Source organism: Chryseobacterium sp. TQ-BC-N36, from assembly GCF_058382295.1.
The window spans coordinates 2,597,206-2,620,755 of sequence record NZ_CM178175.1; the positions used below are offsets into that span (position 1 = coordinate 2,597,206).

The following is a 23,550-nucleotide window of genomic DNA, read 5'->3' on the forward strand; positions in this document are numbered from 1 at the left end:
GTTAATTTCATTCTATTTTAACCTAAAGAAGTTTATTATTTTTGTTTAAATACTTCTTTGAGATGAAACCATTTCTATTATTGATCTTTATTTTTATATTTTGTCTTTACCAGGGGCAAAACAGTAATATTGTCAATCCTGAAAAAATTGAAAATCTCCTCCAGAAAAAATATTCCGGAAAAATTGTTTTTCTCAATAAAACCATCTCCCTGGAAAACCTGAAAGATACGGATATTGTTACGTCCTCTGTATTTCAGGAAAATGATGATCTGGGTATCTACGCTTTTTTCAACAATTCACTTGTTAATGATCTTCATCAGCTTGAACCCAGCTGGACTGTAGATGAGTTGTTGAAAAACGGCAATTACCAGTTTTCATTCTATGTTGACGGAAAACTGATCTACACAGAAAATCTTAACACTGGAGCTGGTACTCCGGAAAATAAAAAGTTCAAAACAGCATTACGGATCCCTCTTATCAGCAGTAAGAATGAAGACTCATGGGGCAGATATTTATGGATGCGTTTTTACATGGCTCATGACGGAATCGACGCGCTGACTGCAGGAAATCACATTTTAAAACTTGAAATCCGTCCTTATCTGAAGGCTACCCACATCAAAACAGGACCCGTCATTGCAGAAGGACAGATCAACCTTACTGTTCCTTCCCAAAACATTCCTGAAAAACAGATGGCTGTTCAGTCTATCCTGCCCAACAGTGGCTGGAAGATTTCCAAAGAAAAAATCAATACCGAAGTCATTAGGATCCTGAATAGGAAAATTGCCGAAAAAAGATTTAAAGATCTTACCGGAATTGTGATGATAAAAGACGGAAAACTGCTTCTGGAAGAATATTTTAACGGTTCAGGAAGAGATTCTTTACAGGATACAAGATCAGTAGGCAAGTCTTTTTCTTCAGCTTTGACAGGAATAGCGATCAAAGATGGATTTCTAAAAAACGAAAATCAACAGTTAAAAGAGTTTTATGATTTAAAACAGTTTAAAAATTACTCTGCTCAAAAAGACAATGTCACTATAAAGAGCTTACTGACAATGAGCTCGGGTTTTGAAGGAAATGATGATGATCCGGAATCTCCCGGAAATGAAGAAAATATGTACCCGACCGAAAACTGGGTAAAGTTTGCCTTGGATCTGCCAATGACTGAGAGTGAAGCAGGAAAAAGGTGGAATTATTTTACAGCCGGAGTCGTGGTAACCGGAGATATTCTGGATAAAACAGTTCCTGAAGGTTTAAAAAATTATGCAGACAAAAAGTTGTTTCAGTCTCTTGGAATCATCCGTTATCAATGGCAATTCACTCCTCAGCAAAAACCTTCGCTGGCAGGAGGATTACGGATGAGAGCGCTTGATTTTGCCAAGTTTGGGCAGCTGTATAAAAATAATGGAATCTGGAATGGAAAGACTATTCTGGATAAAGAGTGGGTTAAGAAGTCGTTCACCAATTATTTTACAGATCATTCTGATTTTGAGGGCTACGGATATTTATTCTGGAGAAAAGTTTACACTGCAGGAAATAGAAGCTTTGAAGCATTTCAATCCAGCGGAAATGGCGGAAATAAAATCATTATGTTTACTGAGATTCCGGTTGTGATTGTGATTACAGCCAGGGCATATAACAAACCTTATGCTCATCAGCAAGCCGATAAAATAGTACAGGAATATCTTTTACCCGCCTTAAAGATGAGTAATGAATAATCAGTAATGAAATGAATAATGAGAAAAGTGAGAAAGAATAGCTTATTGCAAAACTATTCGTCTTTCTTCGAAGGAATCAGAAAAACATCAATAAGACCTTCAGGAAGTTCCATTTTGATGATTCTTTCTTCTCTGTCAACTTCAAGAATCCAGTCTTTGATCATAGGAATAACCACTTCTTTTCCATCCAGATTTGTAATGAAATATACCTGTGCTGTCTGATCGTTTACGGATCTGATCACACCACAGTTGTTATCATTTTGGTCAAAAATTTCAAATCCGATAATTTCGTGATAGTAGAACTGTTTTCCTGAAAGCTTTGGAAGCGTAGCAAGCGGAAGGTAAACGCTTTTACCCAACACCTGGTCTACCATGGCTTCAGAAGAGTTTTTGAATGCAAGATTCAGAGCATCAAGCTTGCTCCATGATGATTTTTCAATAAAAAAAGGAACCAATAATCCGTTGATTTCAACGAATATTGATTCCAATTTATTGTAAAGCTCGGGTTGATCGGTATCCAGTTTGAGGATTACGTTACCCGCAAGTCCATGTCTGCGTGTGATTTTTCCTAAAAAATAGCAATCTTCTTTACGCATAACAGGGTTTGTTCTTAAGCTTCAGTGTTTTCTTCAGTTTCAGCAGCAGGAGCTTCTCCTTCTGTAGCTTCAGCAACTTCTTCAGCAGGTGCGTTTGCAGCTTCTTCAGCAGCTTTAGCATCAGCTTCAGCTTGTGCAGCAGCAGCTACTCTAGCTTCGTTTACTTTTACTTCAGCTTCTAAAGCAGCTTTCTTAGCATCAGCTTTAGCAGTAGCTAAACCATCTACTTTACCTTGAACTTTAGCATCTTTAGCTTCTACCCAAGCATTGAATCTTTTTTCAGCTTCAGCTTCGTCAAAAGCACCTTTAGCTACACCACCTTGTAAGTGTTTTTTGTAAAGAGCACCTTTGTAAGATAGAATAGCTCTAGCAGTATCAGTAGGCTGAGCACCGTTGTTTAACCACTTTACAGCAGAATCAACGTTCAATTCGATAGTTGCCGGATTAGTAATTGGGTTGTAAGTTCCTAGTTTCTCGATGAATCTACCATCTCTTCTAGCTCTAGAATCTGCAACCACGATGTGGAAAAAAGGCTTTCCTTTTTTACCGTGTCTTTGTAATCTGATTTTTACTGACATAATGTTTGAATTTTACGGGAACTCGTCCCAGTTAAATATTTAAGAGTGCAAAGATACACAAAAATTCTAATTGAACAATTAATAAGTATAACAATATTTAATTTGTTTTCAAACCATTGTTACATTGGTAAATTTTCAGATTGCTACATTAAAAATTATACAGCTCCCATGTAAAACAATCCAAGACATTTCTGGTTTTCTTCAATAGTAAGGGAATCTTTCAAATGATCAACAATCTTGGGAGAGCTCCAGTAGCACCCGATATTGTTGGCGGTACAGGTAAGATACATGTTCTGAACAGCCATTGAGGTAGCTGCTATTTCTTCCCATTCAGGAACCATTCCGCTGAAATTAACAATAATGGAAACCACTACATCAGCTTTATTGATTTTGAAACCGATGTCATTGTATTTTTTTTCCAGGAAAAGCTGTTCGGGTTGAGTGGCTTTATAGATTGCCTGCATTTCTGCAGCCAGCTTAGCTTTTTCTTCGCCTTTGAATATTTCAAAACGCCATGGCTTGGTACGTTTATGGTTAGGAGCCAGCGTGGCAGCGTGTAAAATTTCCGCCAAAATTTCCTGTGGAATTTCTGTGTCAGTATAATCTTTAGGGAAAATACTTTTTCTCTCCTCTATGATTTCTTTTAAAATGGTTGCTTTATTCATACCTGCAAATTTACAACATGGAATTCAATCTTTCTCATTTAAAACGTTAAGGATTTACAGCCAGTTTACGATTTTTATACGCCTGATAATTGCTTATGATAAATGTTGCTGCGATGATCAAAGCAATCAGAATACTCAGCCATTTTTCATAGACCTCGCCTTTTGCAGGATTCAGCATAAACAACGCAATAAAACTTATGGAATATACTACCCCGGCAATAACCCATCTGTTACCAGGATCAGGATATTCCCTCACCGTACTTGCTTCATTGTAATTAAAAAGAGGAAGCAGTTTATGTTGATCCCAAATAACCAATATCAGTACAGCAATCATCATTAAGGAGGTGATTATCCAGGTCCCTGTAAAAGAAAGACTGAGGGTAATCACCCAGATATTACTCAATATAGCCAGAAACATTAGTGCTCCAAGTGTTGCAAAGCGTTGTGTCATCAGTAAAATTCCGGCCGTCACCTGTGCCAGTCCTAAAAAATTCCAATAAAATCCGGATTGATATAAAGCTTCAAAAAAATATCCGATCGGGTTATCGGTTGAAATTCTGGTAAACCTTTCTCCTATAAGCTTTATTAAACCCGATGGAAAAAAAGCAGATCCTACAAGATAACGAAGATGAATAATGACCCACTGGTTAATTCTGCCTGTTCTTAATTTTTCAAATTCCATAGTATAGTATTTTGCATAGCAAGGTACTAAATAAAAACAAAACTTCAAATATAAACCTGAAGTTAATCCTTATAAAGATGAATAACTATTCGTGGAAAAAGAGATATTGCTGAATCTCTTTTAAAGTACCTCTACAATTTTCTGATGGATTTTATTTAAAGTAAACTCATCTCCGGGTTTCATTCCCATCATTTTTTTGGCCATAGGACTTTCAGGAGAAATAGCATAAAACCGGTCTCCTTCAAAAAAGAATTCTCCCAATGACACTGAAATATAAAACCTGGCCTTGTTGGTAATAACCAATGAACCCAGCTGTACCCTTTCTGTAGCTGTATTCAGGACTTTTGCCATATTTCTTTTAAGATCATTCAAAGCACCCAGCTGACGCTGCATCTGATAAATCTCCTCCTGCATCTCTTCTCTCATGCTGTCATATTTAGGAGTTTTTTTGATGTCACGGCTTGCTTCCAGGGTAAATTCGATAAAGTTTTTAAGCTTTTCTATTTTCTCTGCGATAGTCATTTTCACAAAGTCTCTGATATCACTTTTTTCAAATACAATCTTCTCCATACAATCGATTCTTTATATAAAGATAATATTTTTAGAATAATATTTCAATGACTTAGCATAAAATAACTCTTCTTCTCAATCAACGGGATTAATAAAAAAGAATTATACTAAAAAAGCCCTGTAGATTTTACAGGGCTTTCATTTTATTTTTCAGCAAGTTTCTTCAGATCACCCAGACCCTGGCTAAACATTTTGTCCATATTACCGTTCATCAGAGGTTTCATAATCTTCATCATAGGCGTCAGCTCATTATCAATCATCCAGGTCACTCTGGTACCGCTTCCTTCACGAGCCATAACGAAATTGGCCTTCATATCTCCTTCAAAAGGTTTTATAAAGTGAAGTTTTGTAGCCATTTTCTGATTGGGAACCAGCTCCGTAATAGCCTGCTCTCCTTCTCCTACATTTTTATCTCCTTTCCAATGATAGGAATCCCCTACTTTATCCCCGTTTCCTGAATAGGTAATGACAATGTTTTTATCAGCCTTGGAAAAAGGATCCCACTGATTGTATCCTTTTAATGTGCCTACATAAGGCCATATTTTATCCTGCGGTGCATTGATAACAACAGATTTTTCATAGTGGTAATCTTTACTGAAAGCCAGTACAGCAATTACAGCATATATAAGAATCAGCACAATGATGATACCAATAATTTTTAAGAGTGTTTTCATAGTCTATATATTTAAGGTTATATTATTTAATGATGATTTTAAATCTGTTCCCAAAATTAAATATTCACACATCACTCCTTCTTTCCATATGACAAGATTATTTAAAGATAAGGTATTTTTGTCATAACTTGTCAGTAAGGCATTATTTTTGAGCATTTCAGCTGTGATTCTCCGTGAATCATTAAATTTACTTTATAATAAAAATCGAAAAATGAATATTTTAACAGAACAATTTAACACTCCATATCATTCGGCTCCGTTCAGTGACATTAAAAATGAAAATTATCTTCCGGCATTTAAAGAGCTGATCCAAAAATCTGAAGCAGAAATCGATGCTATTGTCAACAATCCTGAAACACCCACTTTTGAAAATGTTATTGAAGCATTAGCCTATTCGGGGGAACAGCTGGATGTGGTTTCGAATATTTTTTTCAATTTAAACTCAGCAGAAACCAGTGACGAGATTCAGCAGATCGCCCAGGAAGTTTCGCCGATCTTAACAGAATATTCTTCAAAAATATCTCAAAACGAAGCCCTTTTCAACAAAATCAAAAAAGTATATGATGAAAAGGAAAAATATAACCTCAATGAAGAGCAACAAATGCTTTTGAATGAAACCTACAAAGGGTTTGTAAGAAGCGGAGCTTTACTGAATGAGGAAGACAAAGAAAAATTAAAGAAAATCAGCATGGATCTTTCTTTAAAGTCTTTACAGTTTGGGCAGAATGTACTGGCTTCTACGAATGCTTATTTTAAACATATCACCAACAAAGAAGATCTTGCAGGAATCCCCGGGGCTATCATTGATCAGTATGCTGAGGAAGCTAAAGAAAGAGATCTTGAAGGCTGGGTAGTGACACTACAATATCCAAGCTATATCCCCTTCATGACCTATGCAGAAAACCGTGAACTGAGAAAGGAACTGGCGCTTGCCAACGGTAAAAAGTCTTTTGATGGCGGTGAATTTGATAACCAGAATCTGATCAAGGAACTGCTTGATCTGAAACAGCAGAAAGCCGAGCTTTTAGGATATAAAAACTATGCTGACTACGTTTTGGAAGAAAGAATGGCTAAGTCTCCGGTAAAAGTTTTTGATTTTTTGAATGAGCTTTTAACCAAAGCAAAACCATATGCGGATAAAGAAATTGAAGAATTAAAGTCTTTAGCCAAAGCTGACGGAATCGAAGACATGCAAAGCTACGATCACGCCTACTATGCAGAAAAGCTTCGTAAGGCAAAATTTGATCTTAATGATGAAGAACTGAAGCCATATTTCCCGTTAAACCAGGTACAGGATGCCGTATTCGGACTGGCAGGAGAACTTTTTGGGCTGACTTTCGAGGAAAGAAACGATATTCCGAAATACCACGAGGATGTAAAAGTATATGAAGTAAAAGAGAACGGAAATTATAAATCACTGTTATATGTTGATTATTTCCCACGAAAAGGGAAAAGAGCTGGCGCATGGATGACCAGCTATAAAAATCAGTATAAGCAAAATGGTGAAAATTCGCGTCCGCATATCTCAATTGTCTGCAACTTCAGCAAACCTACAAAAGATACACCCAGCTTACTTACTTTCCAGGAGGTGACTACTCTATTCCACGAGTTTGGACATGCACTTCACGGAATGATGGCAGATACTCAATATCCTACGCTGTCAGGAACTTCTGTGAAATGGGACTTTGTAGAACTTCCATCACAGTTTCTGGAAAACTTCTGCTATGAGCCGGAATTCTTAAAAACGTTTGCAAAACATTATAAGACCGGAGAAGTACTTCCAGACGAGAAGATTGAAAAAATCGAGAAGTCTAAAAACTTCATGGAAGGCTACCAGACGCTAAGACAGCTAGGCTTTGGACTTCTGGATATGAACTATCATACTAAAGTTAAAGAATTGGAAAATGAAAGTATTAAGGAGTTCGAAGATAAATATACCAAAGCAACAAGCCTTTATCCTTCCAATTCAGAAACAGCTATGAGTCCGAGTTTTTCACACATCTTCCAGGGAGGATATTCTGCAGGTTATTATTCTTACAAATGGGCGGAAGTTCTGGATGCTGATGCTTTCCAGTATTTCAAGGAAAATGGAATCTTCAATCCTGAAATCGCAGCCAAATATAAAGTATTGCTTTCTTCAGGCGGAACCAAAGATCCAATGGAATTATATAAAGCGTTCAGAGGCAGTGAGCCCAAAGTGGAGAGTTTATTGAAAAGAGCGTTCGGGTAGAATACAGGTTCAATGATGACAGAAAAAATCAATAAGCTGGAAGTCATTTTTAATGATTTCTTAAAAACAGCTCTTATCAGTATTACTCCCGAAAAGATTGATGAAATACTTGATAACAGAGATTCAGCTGAGTTTTCAGAGGCATGGATGAAAGCCTATCACACCATTGAAGAAAAGTCTGCTGGTGAGGAAACGGAAGATAAAATCAGTGATATCAGAAAGGAGATTTTTATATCAATCTTCAGAACTACAGGTTCTTCTGAGTTACCTGCTTATATTTCTGATGATTTTGGATTAATCTGCTCTTACTATATCCATCAGATTGAAAACAATTGGGTAACCAATTTATTTTTCACTTATCTTCATCATCAGATCCCTCATGGTGAGCTGATGAAAACGGATAAAACAATGGAAGAACTGATTCAGTAAATCAAAAAGATAAGTACAAAAGAACAGCAATTGCTGTTCTTTTTTGTTGATGATCATACATCCCATATCTTAAAAATTGATAAATTAGTCGTTTGAGTAACCTTAAATTCTATATGACCATCCAGGAACAAATCAAAGACTATATCAACAGTCAGCCAGAACAGAAACACAATGACATGCAGGAACTCCACCGCATCATCCTCGGACTTATGCCGAAGTGTCGGCTGTGGTTTCTTGATGGTAAAAACAGTGAAAATAAAACCGTTTCCAATCCCAATATCGGATATGGATTCTACACCATACAATATACTGGTGGAAAAACCAAAGATTTTTATCAGATCGGAATGAGTGGCAATACTTCCGGAATCTCAATATACATTATGAATATCAATGATAAAACCTATTTATCTCAAACTTATGGTGAAAAATTAGGTAAAGCCAGCGTAACCGGATATTGCATTAAATTCAAAGCGTTGAAAGATATCAACATTGAAATCCTGAAAGCGGCAATAAAGGATGGTCTTAAATAATATATTTCCGAATAAAAATATCTTTTAACTTTGTCTTTATGACCATAATCACCCAGCTTTATACAACCTTAGATGAACGCAGACGTCCAGAAGATGTTGCAGAAATGATCGTTGATGTCTTGAAAAGCGATCTGAAAATTCAGGAACATGCTATTTTAACTAAAGCAGCCAACCTTTCGCTGAATAAAAATTTCTATGGATATACCTCGATGCTGGAAACTTTTGGAACAGCCATCGGAGCAGGAAAGCAGATCAAAAAAGCGACTGAGATTTTTAAAATCAATGAAAAAGAAAATTCAGGGTATAACAATGTAGATGAAATTGAAGCTTTTCTAAAAGAAGTGTCTCCGATTATTCACAAAAATATAGGACAAAATGATTTCAGAAGTGATCGCCTTAACAGAGATCTGAGGAAGTTGGCCGGACTGGATATTTCCAAGCGGAATTACAATAAAAAATGGAGATTGCTTAAACGGATTGAGATCAGACTCCAGAAATTTATTCAAGAATCAAAAAAAATTGAGTTTCAGAAAATGGCCAAGCACGGTCTTTCTCACACGATCAGTTTTGAAGATTTTTCCGGTGATCTGAATACAGCCTGCTTTATCGCTTACTTCAATGCGCGCAGCAATCTGAGAAGCACCTTTACCAATCAAAGCCAGGACAGACCTTTCGATGAAATATGTGAGATGCTTTTCAGCCGATGCAAACAAAATCCGTCAGAAACAAACTGGTCAGCTATTTCCTATATCTATTCCTCTAAAGAAGTTTTACAGCATTTGACAGATGAACAGAAAGGGAATTTATTAGGAAGATGGACTGTTATTCTTGAAGAAATTTCAGAATTTCTGGAAACACTTTGGAATGAAAATGATATCTACCGGAAAACCATGGCTGTCAAAAAAGGGAATGATTCCACCACCTGGAATAATACCGCCGGAGCCTGGAATAAAGCCAGAGATAACTGGATGAATTTGATTTATGCCTTAGGGCTCGATTCTGTTCTTGATGATCTTTGCTTTGGGAAAGTGATGCGTCTGATGGCTGCTGATGTTATTGCATGGCACTTGTCTTCCGGTGGTAAGATTGATCCCAACACAGAAGTATGGAATAATGTACCTTTGCCGTGGGAAGTTTTTCAGGAAAAAGTTTTCTGTAATAAGGAAACCATTGTCAATGCTTGTAAAAAAGCTGGCTTAGATCCTGAAAAGTCAGGATGGATTGCACCCCGTACTCATGGAGTAAGCCCATTCAGGCCCACTCCTGAACTGGTGCATGGTGTAACGGTTTCAAATCCTTTTTTAGCAAAGGTTTTAAAACAGAATAAATATTTTTCAGGAAAAATCTGAAAAAAATAAAGGATAGGTTAGCTCAGTGGCAGAGCACCCGGCTCTTCACCCGGGTTGACGCAGGTTCGAGCCCTGCACCTATCCTGATATCTGATATAGCTCAGTGGCAGAGCACCCGGCTCTTGGACCGGGAGGACACAGGTTCGAGCCCTGTTATCAGACCTAATTAATACAACGAAAGATGGTAAATGAATGTTCTACCAGTAGAAATTTAATTGGTATAGCAAAGAAAACATCCATTCTCTAATTTTTAATAATGAACAGGATAACACTAAGATTAGAAAACGTAAAAAAACTTCAGGCTAAAAGATGGGAAAATGAAGATCACTGGGATGCTTTGAACGATCTGCTGGTCAGAGAGCTGGAAGAAATTCTTCTTATTGAGCCTGAAAATACTTCAGCTTTAATCAATATGGGTGCTGTTTATTCTGATATGGGTGAGAATGAAAAAGCTCTGGAGTACTTAAAGACGGCATTAAGTCTGGGTTCTAAAGACAAAAACCTGTTTATCAACCTTTCCATTGTGCTTGTTTATATGGGAAAACATCAGGAAGAGTATCTGGAATACCTTGAAGAAGCCGAGGATAAAACGGAAGATCCTCTCACTTTTAAAGCCTATTTTGATCCTCAATCGCGTTAAAAAATCAGTTCAATTAAAACTTAAATCATGTTACTGGCTATCTTACTTCCCTTCTTATCTTTTATTGTCCGTGGAAAAATTTTTACAGGAATTATCTGTCTGATTTTACAGATCACTCTGATCGGCTGGCTCCCTGCCGCAATATGGGCTGTGCTTTCTTTACAAAATGAAAGAGCTGATAAGCGAACCGACAAATTGATTAAAGCCATGAGGCAAAACAAAAAATAACTTTTCAACACCTAAACTTCTGATTGTAAAATATTTACGCAATTTATTTTATCATTTTTTAATTTCTGATTTGTAAATTTTTCAAAAAAAATTTGCGAAACCGAAAAGTTGCGCATATATTTGCAACCATATGGTTTCACTTAAAAATCATTGTTTATGAGAAGAGATATTTTTCAGGCTATAGCTGATCCCACACGCCGGGCCATCATTGCGCTGATCGCTGTACAGGCAATGACACCCAATGCCATTGCAGAGCATTTTGACACCACAAGACAGGCTGTTTCAAAGCATCTGAAAATCCTGACGGAGTGCGAACTGGTAACTCAAAATCACCAGGGAAGAGAAATTTATTACCTGTTAGAAATTGATAAAATGAAGGAAATAGATCATTGGCTGGAACAGTTCAGAAAGATCTGGGAAAGCCGTTTCGAGCAGCTTGACACTTTACTGGCAACACTTAAAAGCCAGCAGAAATAAAATTTAACCCCATAAAAACCAAAGGTTTTTCAACATTTTAATCCAGAACAAACTATAAAAATACTATTATGAAACATCATCTTCAGTTCGATTTTCTTGCAGACAAGGAAAAGAACACCCTGACTATCAGACGTGAATTTATGGCCCGCCGACCACTGGTTTGGGACTGCTATACAAAGAGCGAACTTCTTGACCGCTGGTTTGCTCCGAAACCTTTGACCACCAAAACAAAATCAATGGAATTCCGTGAAGGAGGACATTGGCATTATGCTATGGTAGAACCCAATGGAACAGAGTATTGGGGCTGGGTAAGCTATCATAAGATCAATCCTATTGATTCCTATACTTCAAGCGATGCTTTCTGTAACGAAAAAGGAGAGATCAACACCACTCTTCCTCAGGCAGAATGGACGGTAACTTTCACAGATAAAAATGAAAATACTCTTGTAGAAACCATTGTGAGCTACCAATCTTTGACTGATCTGGAAACCATTATCGAAATGGGTATGGAGCAGGGAATGATAGCTACCCTGGAAAAACTTGACGAATTATTATTAACACTAAATCAATAAAAATGGGACACAAAATCACAGTCTCTGCGATCATCAATGCAGATGCACAAAAAGTATGGAACTATTACAACCAGCCGGAGCATATCATCCGGTGGAATTTCGCCGACCCTTCATGGCAGTGTCCTTCTGCTTCCAATGATATGAAAGTCGGAGGAAAATATGCCGCCAGAATGGAGGCAAAAGACGGAAGTTTCGGTTTTGACTTTGAAGCGGTTTATAATGAAATAAATGAGGGTAAAAGCTTTACATATACTATGCCTGACGGAAGACAGGTACATGTTGACTTTAAAGAAAATAACGGACAGACCCATGTGGATATAGCTTTCGACCCAGAAAACCAAAATCCTGAAGAAATGCAGAAAGGCGGCTGGCAGGCTATCCTTGATAATTTTAAAAAATATGCGGAAGCTAATTAAAAGTATTGCTATAAAGCTGGATGTTTTACATTCAGCTTTTTCTTTTCAGGTATCAGGAATCTCTGAACTCTGATATTGTTGTTGTAAATTTACATTTCAAAGCCTGAAATATCTGAGTTGAATATCAGAAAGAACATTTATCCATGTCAGGGTTTAAAACCTTGACATGGATAAATGATAAGCTAAATAAAAAGTCAAAATGACTTTAATTAAGAACCACAATTTTTTGAAGTTATGAAAGAAAATAAATACGACAATCCTGCATTTTTTGATCAGTATGAAAAAATGCTCCGTTCACAGATCGGATTGGAGGGCGCCGGAGAATGGCATGCATTGAAAAATATGCTGCCTGATTTTAAAGGAAAGAAAATTCTTGACCTCGGCTGCGGTTTTGGATGGCACTGCCGTTATGCAATGGAAAATGGTGCAGAATCCGTAATCGGAATTGATCTTTCGGAAAGAATGTTATCCAAAGCTAAAGAAATCAACAATATGGCAGGAATTCAATATGAAAGGAAAGCTTTGGAAGATGTTGATTATCCTGCTGAAAAATTTGATATTATATTGAGTTCGCTCACATTGCATTATGTAGAATCATTCGATAGCTTGATCCATAATATTTACCAATGGCTTACTCCCGGCGGGTCATTTATTTTCTCCGTAGAACATCCTGTTTTTACAGCAGAAGGAAGCCAGGACTGGATATATGATAAAAACGGAGAAAAAATCAGCTGGCCCGTGGACCGCTATTTTCTGGAAGGAAAAAGGAATACTACTTTTTTGGGAGAAAATGTTATCAAATACCATCGTACTTTAACATCATATTTAAATACTTTATTAAAAAATGGCTTCACAATCAAAGCGGTCACAGAACCTGAGCCCAGTCAGGAGATGCTGAAAGAAATTCCGGAAATGAAGGAAGAACTTCGCAGACCGATGATGCTGTTGATCTCCGTTGAAAAATAATTTGAAAAAGGTGCAAGGCAATAAACTTAAAACGATGTCAGTGTTTAAAATGTATATTTGTACCATCACAAATAACAGATTATGAAGCTTTTGACCTTTTTCTTCATTTTTTTATCATTAAATCTTTCAGCCCAACAATACAGTGAAGAGCTTGATCATTACTTTACAGCCCTCATAGATCTGAAAAACTTTAACGGAAATGTAAAAGTTGCTAAAGACAATAAAGTTCTTCTTGACAAAACCTATAATATTTCTGGTGAAGACAAGGCATTACAGATCAATAAGAACAGTAAATTTATTATTGCTTCAGTTTCAAAAATATTTGTAAAATATGGAATACTGAAACTGGTTGAACAAGGAAAACTTAAACTGTCAGATCACCTTAATCAATACATTCCTGATTTTCCAAACGGAGAAAAAATTTCTATTGAAAATCTGTTATTTCATCAGTCCGGACTTCCAAGAGAAATTAAAGATTACGAAAAGTATGATCACCTCAGCCTTGAAAAGACTATAGAGCTGTCAAAGCAGGAGTCTTTGCAGTTCAAACCTGGAACCCAGACCTTATATTCCAATGTGGGATATTTTATTCTGCACTATCTTATTGACAAATTGTCTGATAAGGGATACTGGCATTTTATCCGGGAAGAAATCATCCAAAAATACCATTTAAAAAATACAGGTGAGTTTAATTCTTCCCAATCATTGTCTGATTTCGCTTATGGATTTTCTGCTGAAGGTGGTAAAATTGTTCCTGTGCCCCAAATCAGCATCAACCGGTTTGAAACAGGAAATTATTTTTCGACCATTGATGATTTATACAACTTTAGCCAACAGCTTACTTCCGGAAAAAATATCAGGAAGGACCTTGCTCTTAAAATGTTCGGACAAAACAGCCAATTGATACAAGCTGGAGGCAGACCAGGCTACAGGGCTTATTATTATCAGGATTTAAAATCGGGAATCACCTTCATTTTTACATCAAATTTCACAGATATTCCTTTTCAGAAAGTGACTGAAGATATCATTAACCTTTTGAATGGCCAGCCTTATCGTTTTCCTCAAAAGGTAAGCAGAAAAGCAATTGAAGTATCTGATGAAATTCTCAAACAATACACCGGAAAATTTGCCCTTGAAGCCGATCTGTCACAGGTTTTTACTGTTATTCTGGAAAATCATTTCCTGTATATTCTTGATAAAGATGGGGAGAGAACTAAAATCTATCCGGAATCCCAGACCTCTTTTTTTGATAACCCAGAATCTGAGGATGGATATCAGTTTTTGAGTGATAAAGATCAGCAATACCGCTTAATGATCATTTCAACAGGTGTCAGATTAAATACAAAAAAAATACAGTAATTCATATCGATTTTTATAACATCACATTACAGTATTCCCGTGAACATCTATAATAGTATTCAGCAATTGTGAAATAACCCAATATTATTTTTTATCCATTTCCGGGAGAACATGATCCGGAACTTTAAACACTGAAAGAATGACCAGAATCAAACAGAGAATATTGATCAGTAATGTCACAGAAAAAGCTTTTTGATAATGCTGTACTGTAGGGTTTTCTCCGAGAAAATAATAAAAAATACTTCCCACAGCAACAATTCCAATGATGGCAGCGATCTGCTGAAACGTATTATATACTCCGGATGCATTTCCTATCAGCTTTTCAGGGATCCCGGATAAAGCAATATTGGCCAGCGTAGGAATGATTGAACCAACTCCCACCCCATGCAAAAACAGCAGCAGACAAAAAAAGAGAAAATCCGCCTGTTTCTCGAATAAGAACAGCTGAAGAACCAGAATCATAATGATAAAGACCAGCCCTGCGACCATGGCTTTTTTTCCATATTTTAAAATGAGCTTTACAGAAATAATGGATGACAGTATAAAACCCAATCCCTGAAATACTATAATCTCACCTGCTTTTAGCGGATTTATTTTTAATCCGTTCTGAAAAAAAACAGACAGAATATAAAAATAAGAATCCAGCATGATGAAAAAGAAAGAAACCGCCACAATTCCAAGATTAAAATTTTTATACCGGAATAATTTAAAATCAATCAGGTAAGAACGTTCATTTTTGATTCTTTTCTTTTGGTTTTTAATGAAAACCTGTATAATGATTACTGAAATCATCATCAATGAAACATTTTTGAAATGAATTCCCTCATGTTCAGACATGGTTAAAGCGTAGGCAGCACAAAACAATCCGGCAGAAAGCATTAAGACACCACTTATATTAAAAGACTGTTTCACCGGAATTTTGGATTCGTTCAGTACTTTCAGACTGAGAAAAATGGCTGGCAAACATACCGGAATATTCATCAGAAAGATAAGCCTCCAGGGTTCTTCTATTATTGTCAAGGAAGAAAAGTATCCACCTAGGAACTGTCCCAGAATAGTTCCTGTTCCAATGGTAATCCCATACCATCCCATCGCTTTCGTACGTTCACGATGATCTGGAAACAGGATCTGTATCATTGAAAGCACCTGTGGTGCCATCATGGCAGCACTTACCCCCTGAATAAACCTTGAAACAGCCAGCTGGCCCGCATCCACAGAAATTCCACAAGCTGCTGAACTCAACGTAAAAGCTGCCAATCCGATCATATAGATCTTCTTTCTCCCATACACATCCCCTAATCTGCCGCCGGTAATCAGACAAGAGGCAAATCCGATGAGATAGGCAGCAATCATAAACTGAATTTCCCCGTTACCGGCATGAAGATCCCTTTGGATAGAAGGAATGGAAACATTGATGATAAAAATATCCATAATTGTCAATAATTGCCCCAAGAGTATCACCAATAATTTCAAATACTTATATTTCATTTTTATATAGATATATCTATTTTTAAATAATCAAAAAAATTAAGGCAATAATCCCTCAACAATTTTTTTTACCTGGTCAAAAGAATCATTTTGTCTTCTGATCGTGGAGGTAACCACAGCACCTTCTATTAATAAAAAGATATTTTCTGCTAACAAATCCGGGTCTGAAATCTGTTTTTGCATTCCATGTTCTTTTACAAGCGCTGTAATCAAATTCTTTTGCTTCTCTTTATGCTGTTGGGAAAAACCGGATATGGAAGGATTACTATCTCCTATTTCAGAAACAATTTTAATGAAATGGCATCCGGCAAACTTTGAAGTCTGCTGCAGTTTTTTCCTGTAATCAATAAGAGCTAAAAGTTTTTCTTTCGGATCTGAGATTTTGGATGTACTGTTTTCAAATCCTTCAAACCAATTGTTTTCCTCTTTGATCAAATAAGCCTGCAGGAGATCATTTTTGGAGGAAAAATGGTTGTAAAGCGAACCAATGGCTATATCAGACTCTGCAATAATCTGATTGATTCCCGTAGAATTATAGCCTTGCCTGTAAAACAAATCTGAAGCAACCCTGATAATCCTTTCGCGTACTTTTTCTTTTTTCATCCTGAAAATTTTTACAAATCTAGTTAAAAAAATAGATAAATCTATCTATTTTTTAATACAGATAAAAAATTTTACTGTACAACATGAAAGAGTAAAATATCCGTACCATTCAGTGCATATTATTTTTTTAATAAAGTTGTGGCATATTTTGTATCTTTAAATAACCATTTTAAAAGACTATCTGGTAAATAACTATGGCAGAAGAACTGTATTTCATCAAAACCAATCCAACTGTTGCCAAAATTAATTTGTACAATAAGCTCAGCCGTGAAGAAGAGAATATTCTGAAACACCTACCTTCCGATGCAGTACATACCCTTGAGAATATTAAAAACAAAGTAAAAGATTCTGTTGAAGAACTTACTCAGGAGGAACTCTTACTTATTTTTCAATGGTTTACCAAAGTTTATTCCTCGGATCACGAAGAAGCCAAAACACAGCTTTTCATTAATGGTATTGATCTTTTTTATGAAATTCCGACAACTGTTCATGCGGAAAATTTTCTTCAGATTCTTTCTGATTACGAAAAACTCCTGAAGCAGGATATGAGTTATATTGTGGATTCCAGGAATTTTAATCAGTTCCTGATCTATGGGATCTTTCTCACAGAAATCCTCAATAAAGAACAGCATCAGGATAATATACTTTGTGAATATCTGAAACCGGATAATCAATCTTTATATCTGCTTGCAGAAGACCAATGCAGCCTGAAGGAATTTGACGGTAAAATCATCCCTGATCTTCAGCATCATTTTACTGATCTGTATGATCTTACCCGGTTTTATAAAGGTCCTATCATCAAACTGGAACAACAATAAAAGAGGCTTTTCAGACCTCTTTCAGCATTTCAGGATTTTTTATGAGATAATCTAATGCTTCTTTTACAGCCTTTTCAGGGCCTTTAGGATTGAATCCTAACTCATTCCGGGATTTAGAAATATCAAAATCCTGCTGTAATCCTGAAAACATGGCAATATCTTTTCGGGTAAGGACCGGTGGCTTACCGCTCAGCCTGGCTGTAAATTCCATAAGGGCAGCAATGGCAAACAGAACTCCCTTAGGTACGGAACGTGGAACTTCCAGCTTCAGTTCCGGATAAAGTCTGTTGGCCAGAATTGTCGTATCAGTAATAGTCATGCATTTTTCATTGGCGAGAATATAACGTTCACCAGAACGTCCTTTTTCAGCAGCCAGATAGCATCCTTCTGCAACATCTTTCACATCTATCCAGTTCAGGGTAATTCTGGTATCTACAGGAATTTTTTTGTTCAGGATAAGCTTCAGTATTCCATAAGAAACATTTAACGGTAAAAATGCTTCACTGCCAATCATGGCAGATGGCATTACAGAAACCAGCTCTATACCCATTTTTGCAGCCAGCTCAAAGGCTAACTTTTCACCATCATTCTTGGAATTATAATACATATCCCTGCGGTCAGGATTATAACCATTACTTTCTCTGGTAGGCAGATGGGTATAATCGAGCGCCGCAATAGAACTTACATACACTATTCTTTTCACCCCCGCTTCTGCAGCTGCTTCGATGGTATTGCGGGTACCTCGCATATTTACATCATAGATTTCCTTTTTAGGATCTTTAGCCCATAATTTAAAAGCAGCCCCTACCGAATAAAAGGTTTCCACTCCCTGCAGAGCTTTTACAAAAGAAGCTTTATCTGTTATATCAGCCTGAACCAATTCACAGTTCAGCCCTTCGAAAGGTTTTCTGTTGTTGATATTCCTTACGGCAGCCCGTACCGGCACTCCCTGTTTCAATAAAAATCTGACTAAATTATTTCCAAGATGTCCGTTTGCCCCGGAAACAAGGCTTATATTATTCTTTGTCATTGCATTCATTTTAATGCAGCAAAGTTCACCTTCTCTTTACCGGAACCACTTGACTTTTGTTAGTTAATTATTTTTTTCCGGATCCTGCTGAGACTTTCCGCCTTCATTCCTAAAAATGAAGCAATATACTGTACAGGAACATTCTGAATGATTTCCGGATAATCTTTCATAAGTTTGAGATAGCGCTGCTCAGCATTTAGGACTGACAGTTCTCTGGAACGGTTCTCATTATAGGCTATCGACTGCTGAAAAACCGAAATACTGAAGTCTTTCATTGCCTGGCTTTCTCTGATCAGAGCATCCAGGTTATCTTTTGAAATTCTGAGAAGTTCAGAATCTGTGATACTTTCCACATTATTTTCGGAGACAGTACCATTAATAAAATCCTGATAGGAAGTAAAAAATCCCGGAGGGCAGTTGATATGGGTCGTTACTTCATTTCCATTACGATCAGTATAAAAAATACGGAGATACCCTGACACAATATAATAGAGATAACAAGGAACTTTACCAGCTTCTTCTACTATGGTATTTTTTGAAAATGTGACAGGCTCAAAATATTGTCTGACCGCTTCTGCCTCTTCCTGGGTAAACTCATGTCCTGAGCGGATATATTGTAAAAGCTTGTCGTGCATTGAAAATAAATATCTGTTGAGTCAAATACAAAAATACCAAAATAAAACCTCAATATCTGATGAACAGTAAAAAGATTCTTCACCACCAGATGTAATAGCTCCGCCAGAATAATTGTCTTGTATAAAAAGCTAAAATATGAATCGGAAGATTACTATTCTTTTAAGCCTTATTTCTTCATCTTTTATTTTTGCACAGAGTGTTGAAGGGGTGATCACAGACAAAGACAATAAGCCGGCGACGGAAACTGAAGTACTGATTACTAAAAACGAGGTGAAGTTTTCAGCCATCACAGACGATAAAGGGATGTTTAAAATTCCATTGAAAGAAGACGGAGAATATTTATTTGAAGTCATAAAAGACGGGGTAAAAACCAATAGTGAAAAAATTACAGTCAAGGGAACGCACAGAAAAGATCTGCAAATCAAGGAAGCACCGGTTGCCGAACAGAAAATAGAAGGGGTAACCGTTACGGCAAAGAAAAAATTATTCGAAAGAAAAGTAGACCGTCTGGTCTTTAATGTTGAAAATTCTGTCGCCTCACAGGGCATTGATGCCATAGAAGCACTTGCCAAAACACCAATGGTAAAAACCAGTGATGATGCGATAAGCATTGCCGGAAAAAGTAATGTTGCTGTTATGATCAATGACAGACTGCTGAATCTTAATGGCCAGGAGCTTATCAATTATCTGAAAACATTACGATCTGATGATATTCTTAAAATTGAAGTCATCACCACTCCACCCGCAAAATATGATGCAGAAGGAAAAAGCGGACTGATCAACATTATTCTCAAGAAGAACGCCAATCTGGGCTGGAACGGATCTATTCAGACTTCAGGTAATTATTTCTGGGGCAGGCCCACGGTATCGGCAAGAAGTGGGGCTACTTTTAATTATCAGGGAGAAAAGCTGTCTCTGAGTACCAACCTTTCCGTGGGGGATAATTACTGGTATTACACCACATATAATTATCTTTCCGCCAACAGCAGCAATGATTACTGGAACCGGGATACTCAAAACCTTAATAACTACAAATATAAAGGAGGAAATGCAAAGGCAGAATACAAGATCAATGACAAAAATCTTATCGGAATCAATTATAACTACTCCCACAGTAATCCATTGGAACAGGGAGAAAGCCAATCTGCAAGGTTCAATGATGAAGGATTGCTGAATATCCTTTCCAATTTCAGGAACCGGAACAGCAGAGATGTTCATAACGCTACAGCATTTTATGAAACAAAACTGGACAGTGCTGGAGGTAAACTAAACATTACGGCCAATCTGATGCTTAATAATTCCAATGCCAGAAATTTTTCCAATACCATTACTTCTGAAACGATTTCTACAATGGCCAATCCCATCAGTAAATACCGGATTTATTCAGGGCAGGCTGATCTTGAAAAAACTTTTGCTAAAATCAAGACAGAATCCGGTATAAAATATACTAAGATCAAAAATGATTCTGAATTTAATTTCTTCAATATCAACAACGGGCAGTATGACCTGAACACGGGCAGAACCAATACGTTCTTTTATAATGAAGAGAACTATGCCGTTTACTTTTCTACCAATTTTAAAATCAGTGAAAAATGGGACGCAAAGGCTGGGCTCCGTTATGAATACACTACATTGGAGGGGATTTCCATGAATGATGATACTTCTGCAAAGATCAATTATGGAAAATTTTTTCCTACTGCTTACATCAGTTATAAGCCCAATGAAAACCATTCATTCTCTCTCAACTACTCACGAAGAATTTCACGTCCGTACTTTGGTAACCTGAATCCGTTCAAATATTATACTTCCGAGTATGAATACAGCACAGGTAACCCTTATCTTTTACCATCGTTTTCAGATAATTTTGAATTTGGATATGTGCTGAACAATAATCTTAATATCACCCTATATTACAATTACAATAAGGACAACTGGGACAGGATCCAAATGGTAGATGGTGATTACAGATATACAGTGGCCAAAAACTTCTACAATGAAGATCAGGCGGGTATCAATATCAGCTATAACTACAACAAGCTGAAATGGCTGGAATCTACGGTATTTGTAAACGGATATTATACGAAATCCAAATCTTATGATCCCCAGATTCTGCCGGCTCCTGCCGGATACAGTGCCAATCTTAATATCGACAACAGCTTTTTCCTTAATAAAGAAAAAACAGTCACTTTTATGTTGGGACTCTGGGGCAGTCTTCCTAACAGGGTTGGAAATTCATATTATTACAACAGTTCTTCATTGTATACGGGTATGAAACTGGCATTTATGGAAAAAAAACTGCTGGTTAACCTCTATCTTAACGATATTCTGAATAGCAACCGGGAAAAAGGAATAGAATATTACCCTTCTTATAATATCGATTTTCAGTACAAAGGAATTACCAGAAATGTTCACCTTTCTCTTACCTATAAATTTGGGAACAATAATGTGAAAGGAGCTACCAAGCAGGTAAAATTTGAAGAATCAAACCGGGCAGGTGGCAGCAACTAAGCCTTGTAGATCTATTACCAAAACAGGATAAAAACGATAACACCGCCGGCAGTTTCCTTACGATCTGGATATGCCGGCTTTTTATTTACCGGCTATCAAAGGCCTCACTTTTATAAAGTAATACAATATTCCTCCGGTAGAATAAGCAAGTACATCGGAAAAATCTCCTGTAAAATCTCCGGATAGCCTAGGGCAAAGCACTTCAAACAGAAGAGAAAGATAAAGTACTGAAGTCAGTACAAATTTCAGGTCACATTTCCAGTGATACCCTAAAACAGTATTCATGATGTACTCTATCAGGTAGCAATACATGGGAACGGTAATACCATCTGTAAAATAATCATTGATAACAGGAATAAAGATTCCGTTTCGCCTCAGCAGAATAATGATTCCCCAGGCAATCAGACCCAGCAGAAACCAGTATGAAATTCTTTTTTCCATTACATATGCAGTACTGCCATGATAATCCCAAGAAGGACCTGCAGTATTTTTGATATAACTTCCTGTGGATCTGTTCTATTCTCTTTTCCAGTATTTTCTGCTGATTCGTAATCGAATTTTTGTTTTCCTTCCATTTTGATAAGATTTATGGTACAAATATATTAAATTAGAACATTTGCTCTAATTTTAAAAATATGATTTATATCCACTCTTATATTCTTATCTTTGAACTATGAAGACCAAGGATAAGATTCTGTCCAAAGCACTGGAATTATTTAATGATAAAGGGTATAATAATATTACCACCAGGCATATTGCAGCTGAGCTCAGTATCAGTGCAGGGAATCTGCATTATCATTTCAGGCATTCCGAAGACATTATTAAAATTCTTTTCTCAGAGCTTACCCTGAAAATGGATGAACTTCTGAATCAGATGAAAAAAAAGGAACATAAAACCCTGGAAGATCTTTTTCAGTTTACGTTTTCTACTTCTGAAATTTTTTATTCCTACCGTTTTATATTCATCAGTTTTATAGATATCCTGAATCAAATTCCTGAAATAGAATCTAGATATAAAGGCATTAATTTCAACAGAAAAGAAGAGTTTCAATTGATATTTTCAGATCTCCAGAAGAGCAATATTTTTAAGAAAGATATTCCTCATTTTGTTGTAGACTGCCTTACAGAACAGATTTTTATTATTGCAGACAACTGGCTGACCCACAACAGGCTTGTTCTAAAACTCAGCTCCCAGGAAGCAATACAGCATTATACACTTCTTCAGATGAATCTTTTTTATCCACTTCTCAATAAAGAACAGCAAAAACTTTATGAACAACAATATATCCGATAACCAAAATATTACAATCAGAAAAGGGAACGAGACTGATCTTCCGGAAATGTTGAGTTTGTTCAAAACGAGCATAGATGAAGTCTGCAAAAAAGACTATGACCAGCATCAACTCGAAGCATGGAAATCCGGAGCAGACAACAAAGAAAGATGGATAAAAGTGATCAGAGATCAGTATGTTTTGGTTGCAGTATCCGGAAATCAGATCGCAGGTTTCTGTACTCTTGATCAGGGAAATTATATCGACCTGCTCTTTGTACATAAAGATTACCAGCAAAAAGGAATAGCCTCAATCCTTTACAATGAAGTTGAAAAAGAAGTACGATTGCATCATCAAATGCAGATAACAGCTGATGCAAGCAAGACCGCAAGACCGTTTTTCGAGAGAATTGGCTTTCATGTGATTCAGGAACAAGAGGTCAATATCAAAGGAATTGCTTTGACCAATTATAAAATGGCAAAAAATCTTTCTTAACTTTTGAATGAGGGAATTACAACCG

The 23,550-nt window shown here is 36.7% G+C and carries 28 protein-coding genes and 2 tRNA genes; 18 read left to right on the top strand and 12 right to left on the bottom strand.

Features of this window, described 5'->3' with window-relative positions; genetic code table 11:
* The first annotated feature begins 62 nt into the window (after positions 1-62).
* Positions 63-1,715: a serine hydrolase domain-containing protein gene (locus AC3FI7_RS11570; RefSeq protein ID WP_491462060.1), complete on the top strand. Its 1,653-nt coding sequence runs from the start codon at positions 63-65 to the stop codon at positions 1,713-1,715.
* 53 nt (positions 1,716-1,768) lie between these two features.
* Here AC3FI7_RS11570 and rimM read toward each other — a convergent pair whose 3' ends face one another.
* From rimM to AC3FI7_RS11600, 6 genes are all read right to left on the bottom strand, one after another.
* Entirely contained in the window at positions 1,769-2,311 is a 543-nt protein-coding gene (gene rimM / locus AC3FI7_RS11575) for a ribosome maturation factor RimM (RefSeq protein WP_142724913.1), read from the bottom strand.
* A 14-nt stretch (positions 2,312-2,325) separates the two neighbouring features.
* A complete protein-coding gene (locus tag AC3FI7_RS11580; RefSeq protein ID WP_332385051.1) occupies positions 2,326-2,889 on the bottom strand; it encodes a 30S ribosomal protein S16 in 564 nt (187 codons plus the stop codon).
* A gap of 155 nt (positions 2,890-3,044) precedes the next feature.
* A complete protein-coding gene (locus AC3FI7_RS11585) occupies positions 3,045-3,554 on the bottom strand; it encodes a nitroreductase family protein (protein WP_491462061.1) in 510 nt (169 codons plus the stop codon).
* A gap of 46 nt (positions 3,555-3,600) precedes the next feature.
* Positions 3,601-4,236: a DoxX family membrane protein gene (locus tag AC3FI7_RS11590; RefSeq protein ID WP_142724916.1), complete on the bottom strand. Its 636-nt coding sequence runs from the start codon at positions 4,234-4,236 to the stop codon at positions 3,601-3,603.
* 120 nt (positions 4,237-4,356) lie between these two features.
* Positions 4,357-4,806, bottom strand: coding sequence for a hypothetical protein (locus AC3FI7_RS11595; protein WP_291899083.1), 450 nt, complete (start codon positions 4,804-4,806; stop codon positions 4,357-4,359).
* 143 nt (positions 4,807-4,949) lie between these two features.
* On the bottom strand, positions 4,950-5,480 hold the full coding sequence (locus tag AC3FI7_RS11600; protein ID WP_142724918.1) for an SRPBCC family protein: 531 nt from the start codon (positions 5,478-5,480) through the stop codon (positions 4,950-4,952).
* A gap of 211 nt (positions 5,481-5,691) precedes the next feature.
* Here AC3FI7_RS11600 and AC3FI7_RS11605 point away from each other — a divergent pair, with 211 nt between their 5' ends.
* The 13 genes from AC3FI7_RS11605 (at position 5,692) to AC3FI7_RS11665 (ending at position 14,676) form a co-directional block, all read left to right on the top strand.
* Positions 5,692-7,710 carry a M3 family metallopeptidase gene (locus AC3FI7_RS11605; RefSeq protein ID WP_491462062.1) on the top strand — a complete coding sequence of 673 codons (2,019 nt, stop codon included), beginning with the start codon at positions 5,692-5,694 and terminating at the stop codon, positions 7,708-7,710.
* A 12-nt stretch (positions 7,711-7,722) separates the two neighbouring features.
* Entirely contained in the window at positions 7,723-8,139 is a 417-nt protein-coding gene (locus tag AC3FI7_RS11610) for an immunity protein PIM1 family protein (protein WP_343659544.1), read from the top strand.
* 92 nt (positions 8,140-8,231) lie between these two features.
* Entirely contained in the window at positions 8,232-8,669 is a 438-nt protein-coding gene (locus AC3FI7_RS11615) for a DUF1801 domain-containing protein (RefSeq protein WP_491462063.1), read from the top strand.
* Between the two features lie 38 nt (positions 8,670-8,707).
* Positions 8,708-10,018 (top strand): Ntn hydrolase family protein, encoded by a 1,311-nt coding sequence (locus tag AC3FI7_RS11620; protein WP_142724922.1) that lies wholly within the window; start codon positions 8,708-8,710, stop codon positions 10,016-10,018.
* Between the two features lie 10 nt (positions 10,019-10,028).
* Positions 10,029-10,103 (top strand) — tRNA-Lys (locus AC3FI7_RS11625).
* A gap of 4 nt (positions 10,104-10,107) precedes the next feature.
* Positions 10,108-10,180: transfer RNA gene (locus tag AC3FI7_RS11630), tRNA-Lys, on the top strand.
* A gap of 94 nt (positions 10,181-10,274) precedes the next feature.
* Positions 10,275-10,658 carry a tetratricopeptide repeat protein gene (locus tag AC3FI7_RS11635; RefSeq protein WP_142724923.1) on the top strand — a complete coding sequence of 128 codons (384 nt, stop codon included), beginning with the start codon at positions 10,275-10,277 and terminating at the stop codon, positions 10,656-10,658.
* Positions 10,659-10,685: 27 nt separating this feature from the next.
* Positions 10,686-10,886: a YqaE/Pmp3 family membrane protein gene (locus tag AC3FI7_RS11640; RefSeq protein WP_228451271.1), complete on the top strand. Its 201-nt coding sequence runs from the start codon at positions 10,686-10,688 to the stop codon at positions 10,884-10,886.
* A gap of 156 nt (positions 10,887-11,042) precedes the next feature.
* On the top strand, positions 11,043-11,363 hold the full coding sequence (locus tag AC3FI7_RS11645) for an ArsR/SmtB family transcription factor (RefSeq protein WP_142724925.1): 321 nt from the start codon (positions 11,043-11,045) through the stop codon (positions 11,361-11,363).
* Positions 11,364-11,431: 68 nt separating this feature from the next.
* Positions 11,432-11,935, top strand: a complete 504-nt coding sequence (locus AC3FI7_RS11650) for an SRPBCC family protein (protein ID WP_142724926.1) — start codon at positions 11,432-11,434, stop codon at positions 11,933-11,935.
* Between the two features lie 2 nt (positions 11,936-11,937).
* Positions 11,938-12,351, top strand: coding sequence for an SRPBCC family protein (locus tag AC3FI7_RS11655; RefSeq protein ID WP_142724927.1), 414 nt, complete (start codon positions 11,938-11,940; stop codon positions 12,349-12,351).
* A 234-nt stretch (positions 12,352-12,585) separates the two neighbouring features.
* Complete coding sequence (locus AC3FI7_RS11660; RefSeq protein WP_491462064.1) at positions 12,586-13,317, top strand: class I SAM-dependent methyltransferase; 732 nt, start codon at positions 12,586-12,588, stop codon at positions 13,315-13,317.
* Positions 13,318-13,398: 81 nt separating this feature from the next.
* A complete protein-coding gene (locus tag AC3FI7_RS11665; RefSeq protein ID WP_491462065.1) occupies positions 13,399-14,676 on the top strand; it encodes a serine hydrolase domain-containing protein in 1,278 nt (425 codons plus the stop codon).
* 84 nt (positions 14,677-14,760) lie between these two features.
* Here AC3FI7_RS11665 and AC3FI7_RS11670 read toward each other — a convergent pair whose 3' ends face one another.
* Complete coding sequence (locus AC3FI7_RS11670; RefSeq protein ID WP_491462066.1) at positions 14,761-16,164, bottom strand: MFS transporter; 1,404 nt, start codon at positions 16,162-16,164, stop codon at positions 14,761-14,763.
* A 39-nt stretch (positions 16,165-16,203) separates the two neighbouring features.
* A complete protein-coding gene (locus AC3FI7_RS11675) occupies positions 16,204-16,767 on the bottom strand; it encodes a TetR/AcrR family transcriptional regulator (RefSeq protein ID WP_491462067.1) in 564 nt (187 codons plus the stop codon).
* 194 nt (positions 16,768-16,961) lie between these two features.
* Here AC3FI7_RS11675 and AC3FI7_RS11680 point away from each other — a divergent pair, with 194 nt between their 5' ends.
* Complete coding sequence (locus AC3FI7_RS11680; RefSeq protein ID WP_491462068.1) at positions 16,962-17,585, top strand: hypothetical protein; 624 nt, start codon at positions 16,962-16,964, stop codon at positions 17,583-17,585.
* A gap of 10 nt (positions 17,586-17,595) precedes the next feature.
* Here the strand turns inward: AC3FI7_RS11680 and AC3FI7_RS11685 are convergent, their stop codons facing one another.
* The gene (locus AC3FI7_RS11685) at positions 17,596-18,615 is read right to left on the bottom strand and encodes an NAD-dependent epimerase/dehydratase family protein (protein WP_491462069.1); all 1,020 of its coding nucleotides are present in this window, start codon (positions 18,613-18,615) and stop codon (positions 17,596-17,598) included.
* Between the two features lie 59 nt (positions 18,616-18,674).
* Positions 18,675-19,250 (bottom strand): Crp/Fnr family transcriptional regulator, encoded by a 576-nt coding sequence (locus AC3FI7_RS11690; protein ID WP_491462070.1) that lies wholly within the window; start codon positions 19,248-19,250, stop codon positions 18,675-18,677.
* Positions 19,251-19,386: 136 nt separating this feature from the next.
* Between AC3FI7_RS11690 and AC3FI7_RS11695 the strand changes: the two genes are divergently transcribed.
* Positions 19,387-21,759: a TonB-dependent receptor gene (locus AC3FI7_RS11695; protein WP_491462071.1), complete on the top strand. Its 2,373-nt coding sequence runs from the start codon at positions 19,387-19,389 to the stop codon at positions 21,757-21,759.
* An 81-nt stretch (positions 21,760-21,840) separates the two neighbouring features.
* Here the strand turns inward: AC3FI7_RS11695 and AC3FI7_RS11700 are convergent, their stop codons facing one another.
* The gene (locus AC3FI7_RS11700) at positions 21,841-22,200 is read right to left on the bottom strand and encodes a hypothetical protein (RefSeq protein WP_343659556.1); all 360 of its coding nucleotides are present in this window, start codon (positions 22,198-22,200) and stop codon (positions 21,841-21,843) included.
* Entirely contained in the window at positions 22,200-22,334 is a 135-nt protein-coding gene (locus AC3FI7_RS11705; protein ID WP_262711793.1) for a hypothetical protein, read from the bottom strand. Before AC3FI7_RS11705 ends, AC3FI7_RS11700 begins: the two co-directional genes overlap by 1 nt.
* 98 nt (positions 22,335-22,432) lie before the next feature.
* On the opposite strand from AC3FI7_RS11705, the gene AC3FI7_RS11710 reads away from it, so the two are divergent.
* The gene (locus AC3FI7_RS11710; RefSeq protein WP_142724938.1) at positions 22,433-23,053 is read left to right on the top strand and encodes a TetR/AcrR family transcriptional regulator; all 621 of its coding nucleotides are present in this window, start codon (positions 22,433-22,435) and stop codon (positions 23,051-23,053) included.
* The gene (locus tag AC3FI7_RS11715) at positions 23,031-23,525 is read left to right on the top strand and encodes a GNAT family N-acetyltransferase (protein WP_491462072.1); all 495 of its coding nucleotides are present in this window, start codon (positions 23,031-23,033) and stop codon (positions 23,523-23,525) included. Before AC3FI7_RS11710 ends, AC3FI7_RS11715 begins: the two co-directional genes overlap by 23 nt.
* The last annotated feature ends 25 nt before the right edge of the window (positions 23,526-23,550 follow it).